We start from the raw sequence: 21,090 nt of genomic DNA on the forward strand, positions 1-21,090 counted from the left end.
TATGCTACTACTTTACATATTCGCAGCAGTAGTTTTCGTTAATTGTGCATACCTCTTATTATTTTCTAGATTCTCTTTTTTACAACCTAAAGAAATAATTTCTTCGGAAGAATTTCCTATTTCCCTAATAATTTGTGCTAAAAATGAAGCTGAAAATTTAAAGATTAACATCCCTATTTGGCAACAACAGGATTATAATGACTTTGAAATTATATTAATTAATGACTCCTCTTATGATGATACTTTAGAGGTTTTGGAATCTTTTGCTAAAGAAGATTCAAGAATTAAAATTGTTAATGTAAAAAATAATGAGGCCTTTTGGGGAAATAAAAAATACTCTCTTACCTTAGGTATAAAAGCTGCTAAAAACAAACGAATGCTTTTTACAGATGCAGATTGTAAGCCAAATTCTACACTATGGATGAAAAAAATGGTGACTCAGTTTTCTTCAAAAAAACAATTGATCTTAGGTTTTGGAACGTATCAGAAAAAATCTGGCTTTTTAAATAAACTCATTCGATATGAAACATTATTAACCGCAATACAATATTTTTCGTATGCAAAATCTGGTATGCCATATATGGGCGTTGGAAGAAATTTAGCCTACACGAGTAACCTCTATTATGAGAATAATGGATTTATGTCACACATGAAAATTCTTTCTGGAGATGATGACTTATTTGTAAATGAAGTAGCAACTTCAAAAAACACAGCTCTTTGTTTTTCTAAAGATTCTTTTACAATTTCTAAGCCTAAAGAAACATGGAAAGAATGGAGTATTCAGAAGAAAAGACACATTTCAACAGCTAAACATTACAAAGATATACATCAATTTTTGTTGGGCCTTTATTTTTTATCACAAATTTTATTTTGGATCCTTGCCATTGTTTCTCTACTTATGATTGATTGGAAAATTCCAGCAATTATTATTGCCTTTCGATTTTTATTACAATGGATTATAATAGGTAAATCTGCACTGAAATTAGATCAAAAAGACTTGATCCTACTTTTACCACTTTGGGAGATATTTTTAATTTTCATACAATTGAGTATCTTTATTTCGAATAGTACTTCAAAAAACACGCAGTGGAAATAACAAAAAAAGATATTTTAAATAATATTGAAAATGCAAAAAAAGGATCTCAATCTGCCTTTAAGTTTCTGTTAGATTATTATTGGAGTGGCGTGTATCGCTTTCAGTTAAAGAGAGTTAACAATGAACATGAAGCTGAAGATATTACTATTGAAACATTTGCAAAAGCATTTGATAAAATAGATACTTTCAATGAAAAATACACTTTCAATACTTGGCTTATTACCATCTCAAAAAATATTCAAATAGATAAAACTAGAAAGAAAAACGCATCAATTTATTCTCAAACTACTGATGCATCAGATGAGTTGGTGAAAAAAATACCCGATGATGCTCCTACTCCTGAAGATAAAATTATTAGAGAACAACACCTCTCAGAATTATTGCGATACATCAAAAAATTAAAACCACATTATCAAGATGTAATTAACCTAAGATATTTTCAAGAGATGAGTTATTCAGAAATATCTCAAAGTCTTAATGAACCTTTAAATAATGTAAAAGTTAGATTGCTTCGAGCTAAAAAATTATTAGCTGAAATCATTTCTGAAAAACAGTTACATTGAAAATTTCGCTTAAAAAATTAGGCCCTGGATTTCTTTTCGCTGGTGCTGCAATAGGCGTTTCACATTTGGTACAATCTACAAGAGCTGGAGCTGATTTTGGATTTGGATTAATCTGGGCTTTGGTATTAATTAACATTGTAAAATATCCATTTTTTCAATTCGGCCCAAGATATGCAGCAGCAACCGGTGAAAGCTTATTAGAAGGGTATAAAAAACTAAATAAAGGAGTTTTAATTGCATACTTCATCATCACATTCGCTACGATGTTTACCATACAAACTGCAGTTACTATTGTCACTGCTGGAATTGCATCCTATTTATTTGGTGGTTCTTCTTTGGTATTTTGGACTACTATTATTACTGGAATTTGCGTCTGTGTTTTACTAATTGGGCGTTATAAAATTTTAGATTCCCTAATGAAGGTCATCGTTATTTGTCTTACAATAAGTACCATTGTAGCTGTCGCTGTGGCTTTTCAACCTTCAACCACTTTAGATTTCACTCAAGTTATTCCTAATGACCCTATTTCTATAGCATTTTTAATAGCCTTTATGGGATGGATGCCTGCACCTTTAGATATATCGATTTGGAATTCAATTTGGACTTTAGAAAAGAAAAAAACAAACCCTTCAATTACATTAAAACAATCTTATTTCGATTTTAATGTAGGATATATTATCACCCTCATTTTAGGTATTGGGTTTTTATCATTAGGGGCAATAGTTATGTTTGGCAGTACTGAAACCTTTTCTCCTAAAGGAGGCGAATTTGCCAACCAGTTAATCAATATGTATACTTCAAGTTTAGGAGAGGGTGCTAAAATAATAATAGGAATAGCCGCATTAACGACTATGTTTAGCACAACCCTAACGACTCTAGATGCTTCTCCCAGAGTAATGAATAAAACCACTGAACTTATTTCAGAAAAAACTTTTAAAAGAGGCTATCTTCTATGGATCCTTATTTTAATAACTGGAACTTTAGGAATATTCTTATTCTTTGTTTCTGAAATGGGTCTACTTATAAAAATCGCAACCATATTATCTTTCTTAACTGCTCCATTTTACGCTATCGCTAATTATAAATTAATTACAAGTAAACACACTCCAAAAGAAGCTCAACCTTCTAAAAGCATGAAAGTATATAGCTTAATTTGCATCTTAATATTAGTCGTTTTTTGCATTTGGTATCTTAGTACTTTGTAAAGATATTATTTTAGAGATTCTTTGTACCTTTGTAAGCTATTATGAGCACGAAAATTTCAGAAAAAACAGCACATACTCCAAAGCCAAAATGGCTTCGAGTTAAGTTACCTACAGGTAAAAAATATACAGACTTAAGAGGACTAGTAGATAAATATAGTCTTAACACTATATGCACTTCTGGAAGTTGTCCAAATATGGGTGAATGTTGGACTGAAGGGACCGCTACTTTTATGATATTAGGAAATATTTGCACACGTTCTTGTGGATTTTGTGGAGTAAAAACAGGGAGGCCAGATTCAATTGATTGGGATGAACCTGAAAAAGTTGCACGTTCTATAAAGTTAATGGAGATTAAACATGCCGTAATCACTTCTGTAGATCGTGATGACATTAAAGACATGGGATCTATTCTTTGGGCTGAAACAGTAAAAGCCATTAGAAGAATGAATCCTAATACTACACTTGAAACTTTAATTCCTGACTTTCAAGGAAACACAAAAATTATTGATCGAATTATCGCTGTACATCCTGAAGTAGTTTCTCATAATATGGAAACCGTTAAACGCCTAACAAGAGAAGTACGTATACAAGCAAAATATGAGCGTAGTTTAGAAGTTTTAAATTATTTAAAAAAGCAAGGGGTATCTAGAACCAAAAGTGGAATCATGCTCGGCTTAGGGGAAACTAAAGAAGAAGTCTTAGAAACTATGAGTGATTTAAGAAATGTGGGATTAGATATTATTACTATTGGACAATATCTACAACCTTCAAAAAAACATCTTCCTGTTAAAGAATTTATTACTCCAGAGCAGTTTAAAGAATACGAAGAAATTGGATTAAAAATGGGATTCCGTCATGTAGAAAGTGGCCCCTTAGTTCGTTCTTCATATAAAGCTCAAAAACATCTTACTTAAACCTAATAAGATGGAAAATAAAATCAACATTGCTATCAATGGATTTGGAAGAATAGGAAGAAACTTATTTCGATTATTACATAATCATCCAAGCATTCAAGTAACAGCAATAAATGATTTAGCAGATGCTAGAACTTTAAGCCATCTATTAAAATACGATAGTATTCATGGTGTTTTAAAAGAAGATGTATCCTATTCTGAAAAAGAAATTATTGTTGCAGGCACTTCTATTTCATTTTCTTCTGAAAAAAACATTAAGAACATTACCTGGAATAATATTGACATAGTTGTTGAATGTACTGGTGTATATAGAAAAAGAGAACAATTAGGAACACATTTAAATGCAGGCGCTAAAAAAGTCATTCTTTCGGTTCCTCCACAAGACGATTCAATTAAAATGGTAGTTTTGGGTGTTAATGACCATATTTTAGATGGTACAGAAACGATCATTTCAAATGCTTCTTGTACCACAAATAATGCAGGGCCAATGCTTAAAATCATTGATGAACTTTGTGGTATTGAACAAGCATATATCACGACCATACATTCCTATACAACCGATCAAAGTTTACATGACCAACCTCATCGAGACTTAAGAAGAGCAAGAGCTGCAAGCCAGTCAATAGTCCCTACAACCACAGGTGCTGCCAAAGCATTGACTAAAATATTTCCTCATTTATCAACTGTTATTGGAGGGTGTGGAATTCGTGTTCCAATTCCTAATGGTTCTTTAACAGATATTACTTTTAATGTGAAAAATGAGGTGTCTATTAAACAAATAAATGAGGCATTTAAATATGCTTCAGAAAATAACCTAAAAGATATTTTACAATATACTGAAGACCCGATAGTTTCAATAGATATTATTGGAAATACCCATTCTTGTATATTAGATGCTGAAATGACTTCAGTTATTGGAAAAATGGTTAAAATTATTGGGTGGTATGATAATGAAATAGGCTATTCTTCGAGAATAATCGATTTAATCCTACAGTTATCGAGGAAATAACTATATTTAACGTTGAGGCACAATAATTAAATGCGACAAATAGTACATAATTACATATCAATTCTACTAGTATCTCTATGTTTTTCATCGACGTATACTTCTTATAGTCAAGATGTTAAAAAAGATACTATTGCATTAATTAAAGAATATCAAATTAATTCCAAGAATGCTATTACAGTACAAGATTTTGAAACTGCAATGATAAACTTGAATAAGGCTAGTAAGTTAGTTGCAAATTCAAAAAATAATTCATTAAAAACAACTATTTATCTTGATATAGCTGAGTTACAATTCAGTTTGCATAATTATGACAAAGCTGCTTCTGAAACTATAAATGCAATTAGTCTTATAAAAGACTTAAAAAACGATAAACTACTTGCTGAATCATATCTGCTCTATGGTTCAATTTTAACACATAAAAATGATTTTAAAAAAGCGGAACAATATTTAAAAGAAGCTGATGATATATTCACAAATTTAAATGATGAAAAAAATCTTGCTAAGAATGTGTTAGCTTTTGGAATTCTTGAATTTAAAAAAGGGAATACCAAGGAGGCTATTAATTATTTTGAAGCCTCAAAGTCTTTGCTTATTAACTATCAACTCCCTTACCAATTAGCTTTATGTTCATTGTTAAAATCTGAAGCCCTTTTAAATTTAGAAGATTCAGGTATTAACTCTTTAAATTTTGAAAATGCTAAAGTTGAATTAGTTAACGCAGTAACAATTATTAAATTCAACAATTTCACTGAATTAGATATTGAAAGTTATAAAATATCTTCTCAAGTTGCCCTAAGAGAAAATCAAAATAAGGCTGCAGAAAGTCTTTTAAGTTTATATTCTAAGAAGAAGGATTCTATATACCACATCTATTTAAGTATTATATCTAGAAGTTTTGAAGATGATTCGAATGTTGGTGATTATATTGAAATTATTGCAAATCAACAAGATGATATAGATAAAAAACAAAAATCGATAGACTTAGGAAAAACGACTACTGGGTTAAGTATAGCTTTAATAATCATTTTATCCTTACTTGCACTTTCGTTATTTAAAAACAATAACCTTCGTGCAAAGGCAAATGATTTATTAAAAGATCGAACTGTAGAACTTACCCTTTCGAAAGAAAAAGCAGAAAGAGCATCATTGGCAAAGGCCCAGTTTCTTTCTACTATTACACATGAGTTAAGAACCCCTTTATATGCTGTAACTGGTCTTACTCATTTACTTCTAGAAGAAGATCCAAAACCTGATCAAAAGGAACATCTAAATTCTTTAAAATTCTCTGGCGAATATTTGCTATCATTAATTAACAATATATTAGATTTAAACAAACTCGAAGCCAATAAAGTTGAAGTTGAAAAAACTGGCTTTAGCTTAAAAAAACGTATTAATGATGTATTGGTAGCGCTAAAAAGAACAGCAGAAGACAGGAAAAATACATTAAAATTAGAATACGATGATGATATTCCTGAAAAGCTAGTAGGTGATCCATTAAAACTTTCACAAGTCCTTATTAATCTAATAGGTAATTCTGTAAAGTTTACCCAAAATGGAGCAGTAACTGTTCGAATACAAAAATTGGAACAAAGCAATAATAAGGTAAAACTTCGTATTGAAATTGAAGACGATGGTGTAGGAATTTCTAAGAAAAAGCAAAAAAGTATATTTGAGACCTTCTCACAAGGTTCACTTCAAATAAACAGAAAATTTGGTGGTTCTGGCTTAGGTCTTTCCATAGTGAAAAACCTATTAGAGTTAATGAATAGTAAAATCTATTTAGAAAGTCAATTAGGCCAAGGATCTAAATTTTGGTTTGATATAGGCTTTGATGTTTCAGAAGTTCAAGACGATGATAATAACACTATCTATAACATTGATTATACTGCTCTTGAAAATGCCTCAATACTCGTGGTAGAAGACAATAAAATTAACCAAATGATCACCAAGAAAATTCTTGAAAAAAACAAGATGGTTTGTCAAGTTGCAGACAATGGAATGGACGCAATCAAATTGGTAAAAGAAAATAACTTTGAAGTTATCTTAATGGATATTCACATGCCAGGAATAAGTGGTGTTGAAGCAACTGAAAGAATTAGAGAGTTTAATAAACAGATCCCTATTCTTGCTTTAACAGCAGTTACAATAGATGAAAATTTAGATGATTTTTACAAAGCTGGTTTTAATGAAATTATACCAAAACCTTTTAAACCTGAAGATTTCTTCGAAAAGATTTACCGTACATTAAAAGCTAGTAAACTTCCTGTCAATGGTTAATTTTTTATGCTTTTTAATATCCCATTTTTAAAAAACTCTTCTTGTTCATTTAATAGTACAGTTGTAATAGGCAAATAATAAATAGCGAACTTTTTCAACTTAGGCTGTAGTCTAACAAAATCTTTCTCCGTAGTTAAAATAAGTTCTTTTTCCTTCAATTCATTAATATCTTCTTTTGTAAAATGATGATGGTCTGCATACTTCTTATGCTCATATTGGAAAGAATTCTTATTAAGAAAATCAATTAAAGGTTGAGGATTTGCTATCCCTGTAACCAAGGTGAAAAATTTATCTTTTAAAAATGAAATTGGATTGGTTTCAGTAACACCATATATAGATTCATCGTATCCAATTTTAGAAAAATAGATGCGTTGATGTGGTTTTAGTTTTAAATTAAACTGAATTTCTTGTAATTTTGAATACGCTACTTTTTCCGGACATTTTGTTACAACAATAAAGTCGGCTCTATTGGCTCCTTTTTTATATTCTCGTAAATTTCCAGTAGGAAGCATATAGTCATTTATATAAAGGTCATCAAAAGTTGTCAATAATATATTGGTTGAAGGGTTAACTCTTCTATGTTGAAAGGCATCGTCTAATAAAATAACTTCAGCATTTCTTTGTAACTTTTCAATCCCAGTTCTTCGATCCGCGCATACAGCTACAGTACAATTTGGAAAATTCTGCTTAAATTGAAGTGGTTCATCGCCAACTTCTTCTGCTGTGCTAGAAAAAAGAACCTCTTTATAGCCTTTTGTTTTTCTTTTATAACCACGACTTAAAACAGCAACTTGATATTCTTTTTGTAAAAAGTCTATCAAAAATTCGATCATAGGAGATTTACCTGTACCTCCTGTAGACAGGTTACCTACACAAATAATAGGAATATTATACGATCTACTTTCCTTCCAACCTTTATCATACATTATATTACGAATAGCAGTAATCCATCCATATAATATGGAAAAAGGAAAGAGGATTTTTCGAAGAATTTTCATATAACGAAAATATACTTTTTATCTTTACCGTAAAATCGAAATTATGAAGATTTATGAGCTTATCAACATTTTAGAAGAATTGTCCCCTCTTGCTTATAGTGAAGATTTTGATAATACGGGTCTTTTAGTAGGTAATAAGGACAATAATGTTTCAGGTGTTCTTGTAACATTAGACACTCTTGAAAGTGTAGTTGATGAAGCAATTACCATGAAATGTAATCTCATCGTCAGTTTTCATCCTATCGTTTTTTCAGGTTTAAAAAAGATAACCGGTAAAAATTATGTAGAACGTGTTCTTTTAAAAGCTATAAAAAACGATATCGCTATTTTTTCAATGCACACAGCACTTGATAATTCATGGAACGGTGTAAATGCTATGATTTGTGAAAAATTAGGACTACAAAACAGAGAAATCCTTATTCCAAAAAACAATACCATTTTAAAACTCAATACCTACGTACCGCTTTCAAATGTAAATCATGTACGTGAAGCTCTGTATAAAGTCGGAGCTGGAAATATAGGGAACTATTCTAAATGTAGTTTTACTATTGAAGGAACAGGCAGTTATATGGGCAATGAAGAATCAAAGCCAACTCTTGGTGAAAAGGGTGAACTTCATCATGAAAAAGAAGTTCAAATTGGAGTAACATTTCAAAAACATAACAAGGACGCTATTTTAAAAGCTTTATTTAAATCGCACCCCTACGAAGAAGTAGCCTATGAAGTAACTTCTTTAGAAAATGTCAATCAGCATCTAGGTATGGGAATGATTGGAATCCTTGAAAAGCCACAAGACGATGTTTTATTTTTAAAATTCTTAAAAAAGACAATGAAAACAGAATGTATTCGTCATACCAAACTTTTAAACAAACCAATTAAGAAAGTTGCAGTATTAGGTGGAAGTGGAAGTTTTGCCATTGAAGCAGCGAAAAGGGCTGGTGCTGATATATTTATAAGTGCTGATTTAAAATATCATGACTTTTTTAAAGCTGAAAATGAACTAATTTTAGCAGATATTGGACATTTTGAGAGTGAACAGTTCACAAAAGAGCTTTTAGCATCCTTCCTTAACAAAAAAATTAGTAATTTTGCAATCGTTTTATCACAAATAAACACCAATCCTATTATCTATTATTAGAGCATGGCAAAAAAAACTGAAACAACTGTAGAAGAGAAGTTAAGAGCATTGTATGATTTACAATTAATCGACTCACGAATTGATGAAATTAGAAGTGTTCGTGGAGAGCTTCCATTAGAAGTAGAAGATTTAGAAGATGAAGTTGTTGGAATGAACACTCGTCTTGAAAAACTTACTGATGGTCTTGAAGTGATCGAAAATGATATCACTAACAAGAAAAATCAGATTGAGGAATCTAAAACTCTTATCAAAAAATACACGAAGCAACAAGACAATGTTCGTAATAATCGCGAGTATAATTCTTTAAGCAAAGAAATTGAATTTCAAGAATTAGAGATTCAATTAAATGAAAAGCACATTAAAGAATTTAAAGCTAGTATCGAACAAAAGAAAGAAGTTGTAAATGAAACTAAAGAACGTTTAAAAGGACGTGAAGATCATTTAAAGCATAAGCGTAGTGAGCTAGATGAAATTTTATCTGAAACAGAAAAAGAAGAAGAGGCTTTATTTAAAAAATCTGAATCTTTTGAAAAGAAAATAGAAGAGCGTCTTATTAGTGCTTATAAACGTATACGCACTAATGTAAAAAATGGCCTTGCAGTAGTACCTGTTGAACGTGGTGCTTCTGGTGGTTCTTTCTTTATCATTCCTCCACAAATTCAAGTTGAAATAGCGAATCGTAAAAAAATTATTACTGATGAGCATAGTGGTCGAATTTTAATAGATTTAGAACTAGCTAATGAAGAAAAAGAAAAAATGGAAAAATTATTTAAAAAATTATAATTTCATTTTAACCTCATATAAAAAGCCTTTACAATTTGTAAAGGCTTTTTTTTTATATCTTTCAGAAAGGAATAAATAAGATTGTCGACTTATTTAAAAAAGTAAATAATATGAAAAAATATTCAACCCTTCTATTTATAGCCTCTCTCTTTTTAATTCAAAGTGCTTGTCACTCTTCCAATAAAAAAAACAAAGAACTAGAAGCTAAAGCGCAACAAGAACAAACACCAATCGTGGTTGATATTCAAGATGGACATGAGCGTGCTTATTTTGCTAGTGGATGTTTTTGGTGTGTAGAAGCAGTTTATGAGAGTATTAAAGGAGTAAAAGAATCTATATCAGGTTATAGTGGCGGACATACTGATAATCCAACTTATAAACTTAGCAATACAGGGAGTACAGGACATGCAGAAGCGGTCGAAATTATTTATGACCCTTTAATTATTAGTTTTAGTCAATTGGTTGATGTTTATTTTGGTTCGCAAAACATTACACAAGTGAATGGTCAGGGTCCCGATAATGGTTCTCAATACCGCTCCATTATTTTTTATCAGAATAAAGAACAAAAGAAAATCATTAGAGACAAAATAAAAGCACTAGAAACAATCTATGGCAAAGGGAAAGTAGCTGCACAAGTTTTACCTTTTCAAAAATTTTGGCTCGGGGAAGACTATCATCAAGATTATGAAAGACTGCATCCTAACCAACCTTATATTCAACGAATATCAATTCCAAGATTGAATCGCTTTAAAAATAAATTTCCTGAATTATTGAAAGAAAATTTAAAACATTAAGTTTTACTTTTAGTCGCTTTCACTTCAAAAAGTAAAGGGTACAGTTTTGATGGCAATTCATAATACCCATCTAATCTTTTTTCTAAATCTGGAAAAATATTATACGGAGAAGCATCATATTCATTTAGATATTCAATATGCAACCCTTCATTGACAAGAACATTAATAATCTCTCCTAAACTATGATTCCAACCAAATTCTTTAGATATCATATCTGAATCTGGATCGGCATACGTTCCCGCATATTCTTCAAAAACAACTTCTTTTTGATGATACCCGTATCTCATCTTAGGTGGGTTTTCTGCATAGTCAAACATCCAAACAATGGGATGAAATTCAACAATATAAAAAGTTCCCCCAGGCTTTAATCGTTCAGCAATCATTTTAGCCCAAGGCTGCAATTCGGGCAACCACCCAATAGTTCCGTAACTTGCAAATACAACATCAAATTGTTCTGTAACATGCTTTGAAGTATCTAATACATTGCAGCAAACAAAGGTTGCATCAAGTTTTAATTCTTCCTTAAGCTCTTTTGCTAATTTAATTCCTTCTTCTGAAATATCTACACCTGTACATTTTGCTCCCATCCTACTCCAACTCAATGTATCTTGACCAAAATGACACTGTAAATGCAGTAATGACTTTCCTTTAACATCTCCTAAAGCATTTAACTCATAGGAATGTAAAGAAGAATCCCCTTTTTTAAAATATTCCATATTATAAAATTCGCTTGCTGCATGAACGGCTACTTTTTTATTCCAAGTTTCTTTATTGGTATTATATTCATTCTGAAATCCCATCAATTAAATTTTTAATAAATATAAATCAAATCATAAACCTATAGTTAAAAAAATAGATTGTTTATTTTTACTGAAACTATTTTCAAAGACAGAATTAGTGACATCTTGAATTAAAACAAGCTCTTATAAAATATATCGATTAAATTATTCTTATTTTTGTTTGAAGTCAAAAACTATCTTATTACATGTATATAAATTCATTAGCATTCGCACAAAGTCAAGACCAACAAGACCCGCTTCATTCATTTAGAAATGAATTTCTTTTTCCAACAGATGAACAAGGCCAAAAACTAATTTATCTATGCGGAAATTCATTAGGGTTGCAACCTAAAAAAACTTCAGAATATATTCAGCAAGAATTAAACGACTGGTCAAAATATGGTGTAGAAGGACATACTGATGCAAAAAATCCATGGCTACCTTACCATGAATTCTTAACAAACAGTATGGCTAAAATTGTGGGTGCAAAACCAAGTGAAGTTGTTATTATGAACAGCCTTACAGCGAACCTTCACTTTATGATGGTTTCTTTCTATCAACCTACAAAGACTAAATATAAAATTATAATTGAAAGTGATGCATTTCCATCCGATAAATATGCTGTTGAAAGTCAGTTAAAGTTTCATGGCTTTGACCCTAAAGAAGGATTGATTTTATGGAAACCAAGAGAAGGTGAAGATTTATGTCGATTTGAAGATCTTGAAGAAATTATGAAAAACCAAGGTGATGAAATCGCTTTATTAATGATTGGAAGCACTAATTATTATAGCGGACAATCATTTCCTTTAAAAAAAATAACAAAATTAGGGCATCAATACGGAGCTATTGTTGGCTTCGATTTAGCACACGGTGCTGGTAACATACAACCCAATTTACATGATATAAATGCAGATTTTGCCGTTTGGTGTACCTATAAATATTTAAATAGTGGCCCCGGAAGTTTAGGTGGATGTTTTGTTCATGAGCGACATGAAAACAATTCAGAATTAAAACGATTTACAGGTTGGTGGGGACACAATAAACAAACCCGATTTAATATGCGTCATGATTTTGATGCATTAGTTGGCGCTGAAGGATGGCAACTTAGTAATCCTTCCATCTTATCTATGGCTGCTATAAGGGCATCATTAGATGTTTTTGAAGAAGCTGGATTTGATAATATTCGGAAGAAAGCTGTAAAATTAACTGGATATCTTGAGTTTCTAATCAACGATTTAAAAAATCCACTAATTAATATTATCACGCCAAGTAATCCTGAAGAAAGAGGTTGTCAATTATCGATACAAGTGAAAAGTGCAGATAAAAACTTACACACACAACTTACCAAAGCAGGTGTCATAAGTGATTGGAGAGAGCCAGATGTTATACGAATCGCTCCTGCTCCTTTGTATAATAGTTTTGAAGATGTATTCCATTTTGTTGTAAAACTAAAAATTGTATTAAAAAACGGATAAATGTCTCCTCGAGCGCAGTCGAGAGGTTTTAAAAGGTCTCGACTGCGCTCGACCTGACAAATTATATTAACAAATATGAATCAAAAACAGAATATACTTATTATCGGCGCTGGACTTTGCGGTAGCCTTCTAGCATTACGTCTAGGACAACGAGGTCATCAAGTAACATTAATAGAAAAAAGACCCGATTTAAGAAAAATGGAACTAGATGCTGGACGTTCCATCAACCTTTCATTATCAGCCAGAGGATTAAAAGCCATGAAAATGGTTGGCTTAAGCAATGAAGTGAACGAGTTATGTCTTCCCATGGTTGGTAGAATGATACATGACAAAGAAGGAAATTCATTTATGAGTCCTTATAGTGGAAGAGGTAACGAATCTATTAACTCTATTTCTCGTCCTGGCCTTAATATGATTTTATTGAATGCTACTGAAAAATTACCAAATGTAACTTTGATTTTTAATCAAGCTTGTACTAAAGTTGATTTAAAAAATGCTTCTGTTAACTTTAAAGCCTATGAAACTGGAGAAGAAACAAACATTCAAGCAGATGTAATTTTTGGGACTGATGGATCTGGATCTGCAGTAAGAAACAGTATGTATCAAGACCGCAACTTTTTATTTAGTTTTTCTATCGATTGGCTTAGCCATGGTTATAAAGAATTAACTATTCCACCCTCCGAAAATGGAGGGTTTAGAACAGCCAATAATGCGCTACATATTTGGCCGAGAGGAAAAGATATGTTAATTGCACTTCCTAATTTAGATGGAAGTTTTACAGTCACATTATTTTTACCTTATGAAGATAATGGCTACTGTTTTGAATCGCTCACAACACCAGAAAAAGTAAATGAATATTTTAATGCAGAGTTTCCAGATGCAGTTGCCTTAATGCCCAATTTAGCGGAAGAGTTTTTCGAAAATCCAACAGGGTTTTTAGGAACCGTTAAATGTTCTCCTTGGAGCACCTATGGAAGCACCTTACTCATGGGAGATGCAGCGCATGCCATTGTTCCTTTCTACGGACAAGGAATGAATGCTTCATTTGAAGACGTGGTTGTTTTTGATGAAGTTTTAGCGCAGTTTGAAGAAGATTTATCTAAGGGTAATACCTCATGGAAACATATTTTCAAAGCATACGAGAACATTCGCAAAAAAGATGCAGATGCAATCGCTGATCTGGCTATAGATAATTTCCATGAAATGAAAGAACACACAGCAAATCCTTTATTTCAGCAAAAAAGGAAACTTGAAGTTGCTTTCGAAGAAAATTTTCCTTCAGAATATAGTTCAAAGTATTCGTTAGTAACTTTTAATGAAAACATACCCTATTCCGAAGCAATGAAAAAAGGAAGAGCGCAAGATAAAGCCATTCTTAATTTATTAGATGACGGAAAGTTAAATGACACAATGACTTTAAAAGAAAAACTTGATTTGGTTCAACAAGAAACCAAGGAGGTTTTACATGACGACGCAGTAGTTAAAAATTTATAAAATGAATGTCTCCCCGAGCTCAGTCGAGGGGTTTTAATTAGGCCTCGACTGCGCTTGACTTGACAATAAAATTAATGATTATGAATAATAAAAGTACATTAGTAGAAGGAAAGGCAACACCCAGAGGTGCATATCCACATGTAAAAAGAGTTGGAGATTTTATTTTCATTTCTGGAACGAGTTCTCGAAAAGCTGACAATACTTTTGCCGGCGTTCATCAAATTGATGAAATGGGTAGCATGCATTTAGACATTAAAGAGCAAACCCAAGCCGTGTTAGAAAATATCCAAGATTTTTTAGCAACAGAAGGTGCTACAATGGCTGATGTTGTAGATGTAACCACTTTTTTAGTAAACATGAATGATTTTGCAGGTTACAATCAAGTTTATGGAACCTTTTTCGATAAAGCAACAGGACCAACAAGAACTACAGTCGCTGTTCATCAATTACCGCATCCTAATTTAGTTGTTGAAATAAAAGCAATGGCTTATAAGCCTAAATAGCATGAAAAAAATCCTTAATTATATTGATGGCAACTATTGCGAACCTATTTCTGAAACATGGATCGATAATTACAATCCTTCTAATGGAGAAGTATATTCTCAAATAGCTAATGCGAATGAACAGGATGTTGAAAAAGCATATGAAGCAGCTAAAAAAGCATTTCCTTCATGGTCCAATACAACTATTGAAGAACGAAGTAGAATCATGCTTCGTATTGCAACTTTAATTGAAGAAAATTTAGAAGAACTAGCCTATGCTGAATCATTAGATAATGGGAAACCATTAAGTTTAGCTAAAGCAGTTGATATTCCTAGAGCCTCAAGTAATTTTAGGTTTTTCGGTAATGCAATCACCCAATTTGCAAGTGAAGCACATGAAAGTGTAGGATTAAACACCATGAATTTCACCCTTCGCCAACCTATTGGTGTTGTAGGTTGTATTTCTCCATGGAATCTTCCTTTGTATTTATTTACTTGGAAAATTGCTCCCGCTATTGCAGCAGGAAATACCGTAGTTGCAAAACCAAGTGAAATCACTCCTATGACTGCTTTTATGTTGGGAGAAATATGTACGAAAGCTGGTTTACCTAATGGAGTTTTAAATATTGTACATGGTACCGGCCCTTCTGCAGGACAGGCAATCGTTGCTCATAAAAACATTAAAGCCATTTCTTTCACAGGAGGTACAATCACAGGTGAACACATTGCAAGGACCGCAGCTCCTATGTTTAAAAAGCTTTCTCTAGAATTAGGCGGAAAAAACCCCAACCTCATCTTTGCTGATTGCAATTATGAAAAAATGTTAGCGGTTACATTAAAATCATCTTTTGCAAATCAAGGTCAGATCTGTTTATGTGGAAGTCGGATTTTTGTTGAAAGATCCATTTTTGAGAAATTTAAAAAAGATTTTGTTACTAAAGTCGCCCAATTAAAAGTAGGTAATCCATTCGATGAAAACACAAATATTGGCGCATTAGTTTCAAAACCACATATGGAAAAAGTGCAATCTTATATTGAAATAGCTAAAGAAGAAGGTGGAATTGTTCTCACTGGAGGAAATCCAGTTGTAGTCAAAGGTTCTGAAAATGGGTATTATTTAGAACCTACAGTAATTGAAGTATTTGATGATCAATGTCGTGTCAATCAGGAAGAGATATTTGGACCTGTTGTAACGTTAATGCCTTTTGATACAGAAGAAGAAGTCATTAATATGGCCAATGGAGTTGAGTACGGTTTATCTGCTACACTTTGGACTCAAAATTTAGATCGCACGATGCGAATTTCTAAAAAAATTGAATCGGGCATTGTTTGGGTAAACACTTGGTTAAACAGAGATTTAAGAACTCCTTTTGGAGGGGTAAAAAATAGTGGCGTTGGTCGTGAAGGTGGTTTTGAAGCCCTTAAGTTTTTTACAGAACCTAAAAATATATGTATCACTTATTCTGAATAAAGAAACTTAAAACAAGTGATACATTAAAGTTAAAAAATAGTAACCAACCTACAAATCATATTTAACCACTAACATTAGTATTCTTGGCAATACAAAATATTGACTTGTTGAATTGAACTGTTCATTAAAGCTATCATTATTTATAAACTTGGTATCTAAAATATTCGTTGCCTGTAGTTTAAATTCCCAAGGGCTTTCTCCTTTTTTAAAATACAGATCAGCTCCAAGAAATGAATAATTATTCTCTACGGTATTTGCTTTATCTGAATAATTATAAAGACTCCAATCGGCACTAAATGTAAAATGTTTCAAGAATTTTACATCTACAGTAGCAAAAGGTCGATCTGTATAGAATATTTGTTCTGTATTTCCAGAGTTATAATCGTTAATAGTTCGATTATAGCCTATTTCAAAATTAGGCCAGTCTCTAAAGTTAGATTGTATACTGGCTTTATAATTCTGGGTTAAACTTACACTTTCAGTGATCTCATTATTAATGGTATTATTGCTTTCACTATACGAAACATTTGCACTTAACCTAAGCTGCAGTTTTTTAAATCTTTTACTGAATCTTCCTGAAGCTGAAAATAATTCATCTGGAAAATTACTCGAAATATTATCTAAAGAACTTACTTGATTTATTCCTTCAAAAGAGCTTATGCTTTTTAATGAATTGATTCGCTTTGTATAGTTTAAAGAAGCGTTTATATTGGTATAATTAAACATATTAAAACTGAAATAATTTAAATTATACGAATGAGAAGTTGCATTTTCTAAGTCTCTATTTCCTTGAAACATTCGATTATAATTATTAAACACATAGGCTTCTGCATACTTATTTATGTCTGTATATTCTGAAGAAATTGCATAATTAAATCGCAAACTTTCACTCTTTTTAAGATCTAGAATAACATTTAAATCGGGCAAAAGTGTCAAATCATCTTGACTTACTGAAGTTCCTAATTGTTCATTTTTTAAGTTATAATTATGCAACGTAAGCCCCGGAGTAAAGGTAAATTTACCTGCTTTTAATTTATAATGCATTCCTAAAAATGTATCTGAAAACTGATACGTTACCTCATTATTTAAAATGTCTTCATTAAAAATAGAAGTTTCATTTGAATCTAATATTTGGAAAATTCCTGATTTAAATTTCTGATTGCTAAAGGTATTTCCTAAGGTGAAATTGATATTACTTTTATTATTGATTATATAATAATAATCAACCTTAGCATCAATTTTATTCGTTCTAATGTTTTTATTTTGATTGATGTTATAACGCTCTTGTGAATCTTCTACCGGTAATATTCCTGAAAAGGGTATTAAATCTGTGATCGCATTATAAAATGGATCTTCATCTTTCCACAAATGTTGTACTTGTCCTGCAAAAATATTCTTCTCGTTTAGCGTATAATAAAAATTCACGTTTTGATTGACAGATGAAGGTTTGTTTTCTTTATTTTCTGAAATGTTATTTGTTCCTACCTCTGTTAAAGAAAGGGTCTTATTATTTTCGGTCTGCTTTGCCGTTTTATAAAGCGCGTCATAATCTAATTGAAAATTAGAATTAGGTTTATAAACACCACTTAGCTTAAGCATTCCTAATTGTGATCTTTGATCTGTAATAGCATTTGTAGTTTCAGTACTTCCTAATACATAATTAGTAATAGAATTAGTTACTAAGTTTGTTTCGTTATCTGAAAGAATTGCAAATCCGCTTAGATCTAATTTTTTAGAAGCTTGCCAACTAAAGTTAGCAGCAACAAATTTTGAGTCAATTTTATTGGCTCTATTGTTTTGCATTAAAGCAAATCCTAAATCACTTTCATCTATAGAAAAATTGGTGCCACCACCACGATTAAAATTTCGAAAACCTCCCGTAAACTTAAAATAATCTCGAAAGGTAAAAGGTACTTCTCCTATATTATTAAAATCGGTTATTAAATTGATGCTATATTTCGGACTATAATAGAACAATTTTGGATGCACTAAATATTCGGTTTCATTATCAGCAATACCTATTCCGGCAGAAACTTCTCCAAACCAAAAATTCTTTTTCCCGTCTTTTAATTTTATATTAATTGCAATATTATCTTGATCATTTCCAACCCCTCGCATTTGATCAACCTCATTATAATTTCTTAACACCTCAACCTTATCAATTGCATCAGCCGGTATATTTTGAGTTGCTAATTTTGAATCTCCATCAAAAAAATCTTTCCCTTCTACCATTATTTTTGAAACTGTCTTTCCTTCTACTTCTATTTCTCCGTCTTCATTAATTTCTACGCCAGGAAGTTTCTTCATTACGTCTCCTAATTTTCGTTCGGTCCCATTTGTAAAAGAATCTGCATTATAAATAATTGTATCTCCCTTAACGGTAACTGGCATTTCATACACCAGTTCAACCCCCTCTAATTCTGAAGCTTTTGAATTCAATACGAAATCTAAATTTAAATCATTTGAATCTTCCTGAACACTCACCTCTTTCTCTAAGGTTTCATATCCTAAAAAACTAGCTTTTAAAAGATAGGTGTTATTTGCGGGCACATTTAATTGAAACCTACCCTCATAGTTGGTAATCGCATATGATTCAATTTCACTAGAACTTTTAACAGTTGCAATAACATTGGCTAACTCTAGAGGGTTTCCAATACTGTCTTTTATAACTCCTCTAATTTTAATTTCTTGAGCTGTTATCGATATAGAAAATAAGAGCATAAATGCCCAAATCATTTTTTTCATGTTTGTTGTTTTTTATGAACCGCCAAAACGTCTTCCTCCGCCTCTGAAATTTTCACGCATTTCGTCCGTTTTTTCTTTTACAATTTTATTGTATTCCTTTTTTGTTACTTCTTTCCCATTCGTTGGAACTTTGATAACTTCTCCTTCTTTTGGGTTTAATACTATTTTTGAACATAGAATAGTTGTTCTATATACATTCAGTTCTAAAATCAACCCTGGTAATCCTGAATATTCTCCAGGACCATTTTGCACAGGAATCATTGGCGTATACCATGCAGTTACTATTACTTCCTTAGGCACTTCTATTTCAGTAATTGGGTTCTTATCTTTTATTGAATCATTCTTTACTTTTGATTCATCATTTGTCAATGAATCCTTTTTTTGATCATTGTTTCTACCTCTTCTTCTTATCATACTTAGATCATTCGCATCAACTTTTTTAATAGCTGTTGCTTTAAAAACCACATATTGACCAATCTGTTTAGATTCTTTTTCAAGGGTCCATTCTAATTGAGGTATTGAATCATTAATTAAAAACTGTTTACCAAAAAGTTCTTGTTCTTGTATTAAAACTTGAGTTTTAATGTTTTTATATTGATTCTCTGGTGAAAAACTGCCCATCATCATTCTAAAACCTCCACCTGAGTTACCCCTTGTTTCTAACTTTTCTTCTTCTTTATAAATAGATTCGCTGTTATTAAAAGTTAAAATGTAGGTTTTCTCAAACATCCCTTTCATGCGTTCAGCAATCATTTTTTTTCTGCTTTCATCCATATCTCTTCCGCCAAACCCATCCATATTGACCGTTGTTTTTGATTGATAATAAGCTTGACCACTTATGTTTTGAGCAATTGTTGTAATTGAAAATAAGAACAGGGAAAATAAAATAAAACGTTTCATAAAATATATTTAAATTGAATACTGCTATAATGTAATTTATAACAATACTATTTGACTTATATTTTTACAAAAGGTTTAGTCTAACTTTAGAAGTTATCCACCAATTCTTATTTCAATATTATTTCCATCATCTCTTCTGTTTGAATTCATACGTTCATTCATTTCTTTCATTTTCTTTTCCATAATAGCATCGTATTCTTTTTGATTCACTTTTCTACCTTTTTCAGGTTTTGAAATTGTTATTCCGTCTTTAGGGTTTAAAACTATTCTACTACACAAAATAGATTCATTACCAGCACTAACCTCTAAAATAAGCCCCGGTAATCCATAATACATACTTGGACCTTGTTTTATGGGAATTTGCAAGGTATACCATGCTGTTACAGTTTGTTCAACTTCTGGGGTTTCTGTTTCTTCATCACTAGGTGGTCCCATTCTCTGTTCAGGAACCATTCGTTTATAGGTTGCTTTAAAACAAGTGTAATTACCAATGTTTTTGGTTTCTTTTTCAAAGGTCCATGCTGGTTGTTCTAAAGTGTCATTTATTAGAAATTGTTTGCTTAAAAGCTCATTCTGATTTAAAAAATAAGCATCCTTAGTATTTTTATATAATACATCACTATCTCCCGAACCTGCAACTACAATTTGCATTCCTCCATTACCCATACCGGTAGGTTTATCTAATTCTTTAACCTGTTTGTAAATAGATTCATCGTTATTGAAGTTTAAAGTGTACTCTCTTTCAAACTGTTTTTTAAGCATCGCCATCATTTGTTGATGCATTTCACCACTCATTTGAGTACTGTCCATTTGAATTTCCATTTTTCTTTGTGTTTTATAGGTTGCAATTCCATTAAATTCTTGTGCCGAAACAAGAGATGTAATTAGAAAAGTTAAAACTATTGTTAAATAAAGAAGTGCTTTCATGTCTGTGTTTTTTAATTATTATCATGCAAATATTTAAAAC

At 31.6% G+C, this 21,090-nt stretch carries 18 protein-coding genes; 13 read left to right on the forward strand and 5 right to left on the reverse strand.

Features of this window, described 5'->3' with window-relative positions; genetic code table 11:
• Nucleotide 1 precedes the first annotated feature (1 nt).
• The 6 genes from ABXT64_RS03285 to ABXT64_RS03310 are packed head-to-tail and all read left to right on the forward strand — an operon-like array spanning nucleotide 2 to nucleotide 7,064.
• Nucleotides 2-1,096 (forward strand): glycosyltransferase, encoded by a 1,095-nt coding sequence (locus ABXT64_RS03285; RefSeq protein ID WP_443633959.1) that lies wholly within the window; start codon nucleotides 2-4, stop codon nucleotides 1,094-1,096.
• The gene (locus ABXT64_RS03290) at nucleotides 1,087-1,659 is read left to right on the forward strand and encodes an RNA polymerase sigma factor (protein ID WP_443633960.1); all 573 of its coding nucleotides are present in this window, start codon (nucleotides 1,087-1,089) and stop codon (nucleotides 1,657-1,659) included. Before ABXT64_RS03285 ends, ABXT64_RS03290 begins: the two co-directional genes overlap by 10 nt.
• Nucleotides 1,656-2,864: an Nramp family divalent metal transporter gene (locus ABXT64_RS03295; protein WP_443633961.1), complete on the forward strand. Its 1,209-nt coding sequence runs from the start codon at nucleotides 1,656-1,658 to the stop codon at nucleotides 2,862-2,864. The genes ABXT64_RS03290 and ABXT64_RS03295 overlap by 4 nt, the downstream gene beginning before the upstream one ends.
• A 41-nt stretch (nucleotides 2,865-2,905) precedes the next feature.
• Entirely contained in the window at nucleotides 2,906-3,778 is an 873-nt protein-coding gene (gene lipA, locus ABXT64_RS03300) for a lipoyl synthase (RefSeq protein WP_443633962.1), read from the forward strand.
• Between the two features lie 10 nt (nucleotides 3,779-3,788).
• Nucleotides 3,789-4,787, forward strand: a complete 999-nt coding sequence (gap, locus tag ABXT64_RS03305; RefSeq protein ID WP_443633963.1) for a type I glyceraldehyde-3-phosphate dehydrogenase — start codon at nucleotides 3,789-3,791, stop codon at nucleotides 4,785-4,787.
• A 30-nt stretch (nucleotides 4,788-4,817) separates the two neighbouring features.
• Nucleotides 4,818-7,064: a response regulator gene (locus tag ABXT64_RS03310; RefSeq protein WP_443633964.1), complete on the forward strand. Its 2,247-nt coding sequence runs from the start codon at nucleotides 4,818-4,820 to the stop codon at nucleotides 7,062-7,064.
• Here ABXT64_RS03310 and lpxK read toward each other — a convergent pair.
• Nucleotides 7,061-8,062, reverse strand: a complete 1,002-nt coding sequence (gene lpxK, locus ABXT64_RS03315; RefSeq protein WP_443633965.1) for a tetraacyldisaccharide 4'-kinase — start codon at nucleotides 8,060-8,062, stop codon at nucleotides 7,061-7,063. The genes ABXT64_RS03310 and lpxK overlap by 4 nt on opposite strands.
• 43 nt (nucleotides 8,063-8,105) lie before the next feature.
• Between lpxK and ABXT64_RS03320 the strand changes: the two genes are divergently transcribed.
• The 3 genes from ABXT64_RS03320 (at nucleotide 8,106) to msrA (ending at nucleotide 10,777) form a co-directional block, all read left to right on the forward strand.
• The gene (locus ABXT64_RS03320) at nucleotides 8,106-9,200 is read left to right on the forward strand and encodes a Nif3-like dinuclear metal center hexameric protein (protein WP_443633966.1); all 1,095 of its coding nucleotides are present in this window, start codon (nucleotides 8,106-8,108) and stop codon (nucleotides 9,198-9,200) included.
• A gap of 3 nt (nucleotides 9,201-9,203) precedes the next feature.
• Nucleotides 9,204-9,983 (forward strand): zinc ribbon domain-containing protein, encoded by a 780-nt coding sequence (locus ABXT64_RS03325; RefSeq protein ID WP_443633967.1) that lies wholly within the window; start codon nucleotides 9,204-9,206, stop codon nucleotides 9,981-9,983.
• Nucleotides 9,984-10,093: 110 nt separating this feature from the next.
• A complete protein-coding gene (gene msrA, locus ABXT64_RS03330) occupies nucleotides 10,094-10,777 on the forward strand; it encodes a peptide-methionine (S)-S-oxide reductase MsrA (RefSeq protein ID WP_443633968.1) in 684 nt (227 codons plus the stop codon).
• Here the strand turns inward: msrA and ABXT64_RS03335 are convergent.
• Nucleotides 10,774-11,577: a class I SAM-dependent methyltransferase gene (locus tag ABXT64_RS03335; protein ID WP_443633969.1), complete on the reverse strand. Its 804-nt coding sequence runs from the start codon at nucleotides 11,575-11,577 to the stop codon at nucleotides 10,774-10,776. The genes msrA and ABXT64_RS03335 overlap by 4 nt on opposite strands.
• Nucleotides 11,578-11,762: 185 nt before the next feature.
• On the opposite strand from ABXT64_RS03335, the gene kynU reads away from it, so the two are divergent.
• The 4 genes from kynU to ABXT64_RS03355 all read left to right on the forward strand — a co-directional run bounded on the left by kynU (nucleotide 11,763) and on the right by ABXT64_RS03355 (nucleotide 16,478).
• A complete protein-coding gene (kynU, locus tag ABXT64_RS03340; protein WP_443633970.1) occupies nucleotides 11,763-13,031 on the forward strand; it encodes a kynureninase in 1,269 nt (422 codons plus the stop codon).
• A gap of 75 nt (nucleotides 13,032-13,106) precedes the next feature.
• Nucleotides 13,107-14,525, forward strand: a complete 1,419-nt coding sequence (locus ABXT64_RS03345; protein ID WP_443633971.1) for an FAD-dependent oxidoreductase — start codon at nucleotides 13,107-13,109, stop codon at nucleotides 14,523-14,525.
• An 80-nt stretch (nucleotides 14,526-14,605) separates the two neighbouring features.
• On the forward strand, nucleotides 14,606-15,028 hold the full coding sequence (locus ABXT64_RS03350; protein WP_443633972.1) for a RidA family protein: 423 nt from the start codon (nucleotides 14,606-14,608) through the stop codon (nucleotides 15,026-15,028).
• Nucleotide 15,029: 1 nt separating this feature from the next.
• Entirely contained in the window at nucleotides 15,030-16,478 is a 1,449-nt protein-coding gene (locus ABXT64_RS03355) for an aldehyde dehydrogenase (protein ID WP_443633973.1), read from the forward strand.
• Nucleotides 16,479-16,526: 48 nt separating this feature from the next.
• Here the strand turns inward: ABXT64_RS03355 and ABXT64_RS03360 are convergent, their stop codons facing one another.
• The 3 genes from ABXT64_RS03360 to ABXT64_RS03370 form a co-directional block, all read right to left on the reverse strand.
• A complete protein-coding gene (locus tag ABXT64_RS03360; protein WP_443633974.1) occupies nucleotides 16,527-19,223 on the reverse strand; it encodes a carboxypeptidase regulatory-like domain-containing protein in 2,697 nt (898 codons plus the stop codon).
• Between the two features lie 12 nt (nucleotides 19,224-19,235).
• Nucleotides 19,236-20,123 carry a GLPGLI family protein gene (locus tag ABXT64_RS03365; protein ID WP_443633975.1) on the reverse strand — a complete coding sequence of 296 codons (888 nt, stop codon included), beginning with the start codon at nucleotides 20,121-20,123 and terminating at the stop codon, nucleotides 19,236-19,238.
• A gap of 93 nt (nucleotides 20,124-20,216) precedes the next feature.
• A complete protein-coding gene (locus ABXT64_RS03370) occupies nucleotides 20,217-21,050 on the reverse strand; it encodes a GLPGLI family protein (RefSeq protein WP_443633976.1) in 834 nt (277 codons plus the stop codon).
• Nucleotides 21,051-21,090 lie beyond the last annotated feature (40 nt).

It is taken from the genome of Candidatus Marifrigoribacter sp. Uisw_064, assembly GCF_047730175.1.
GTDB lineage: Bacteria > Bacteroidota > Bacteroidia > Flavobacteriales > Flavobacteriaceae > Marifrigoribacter.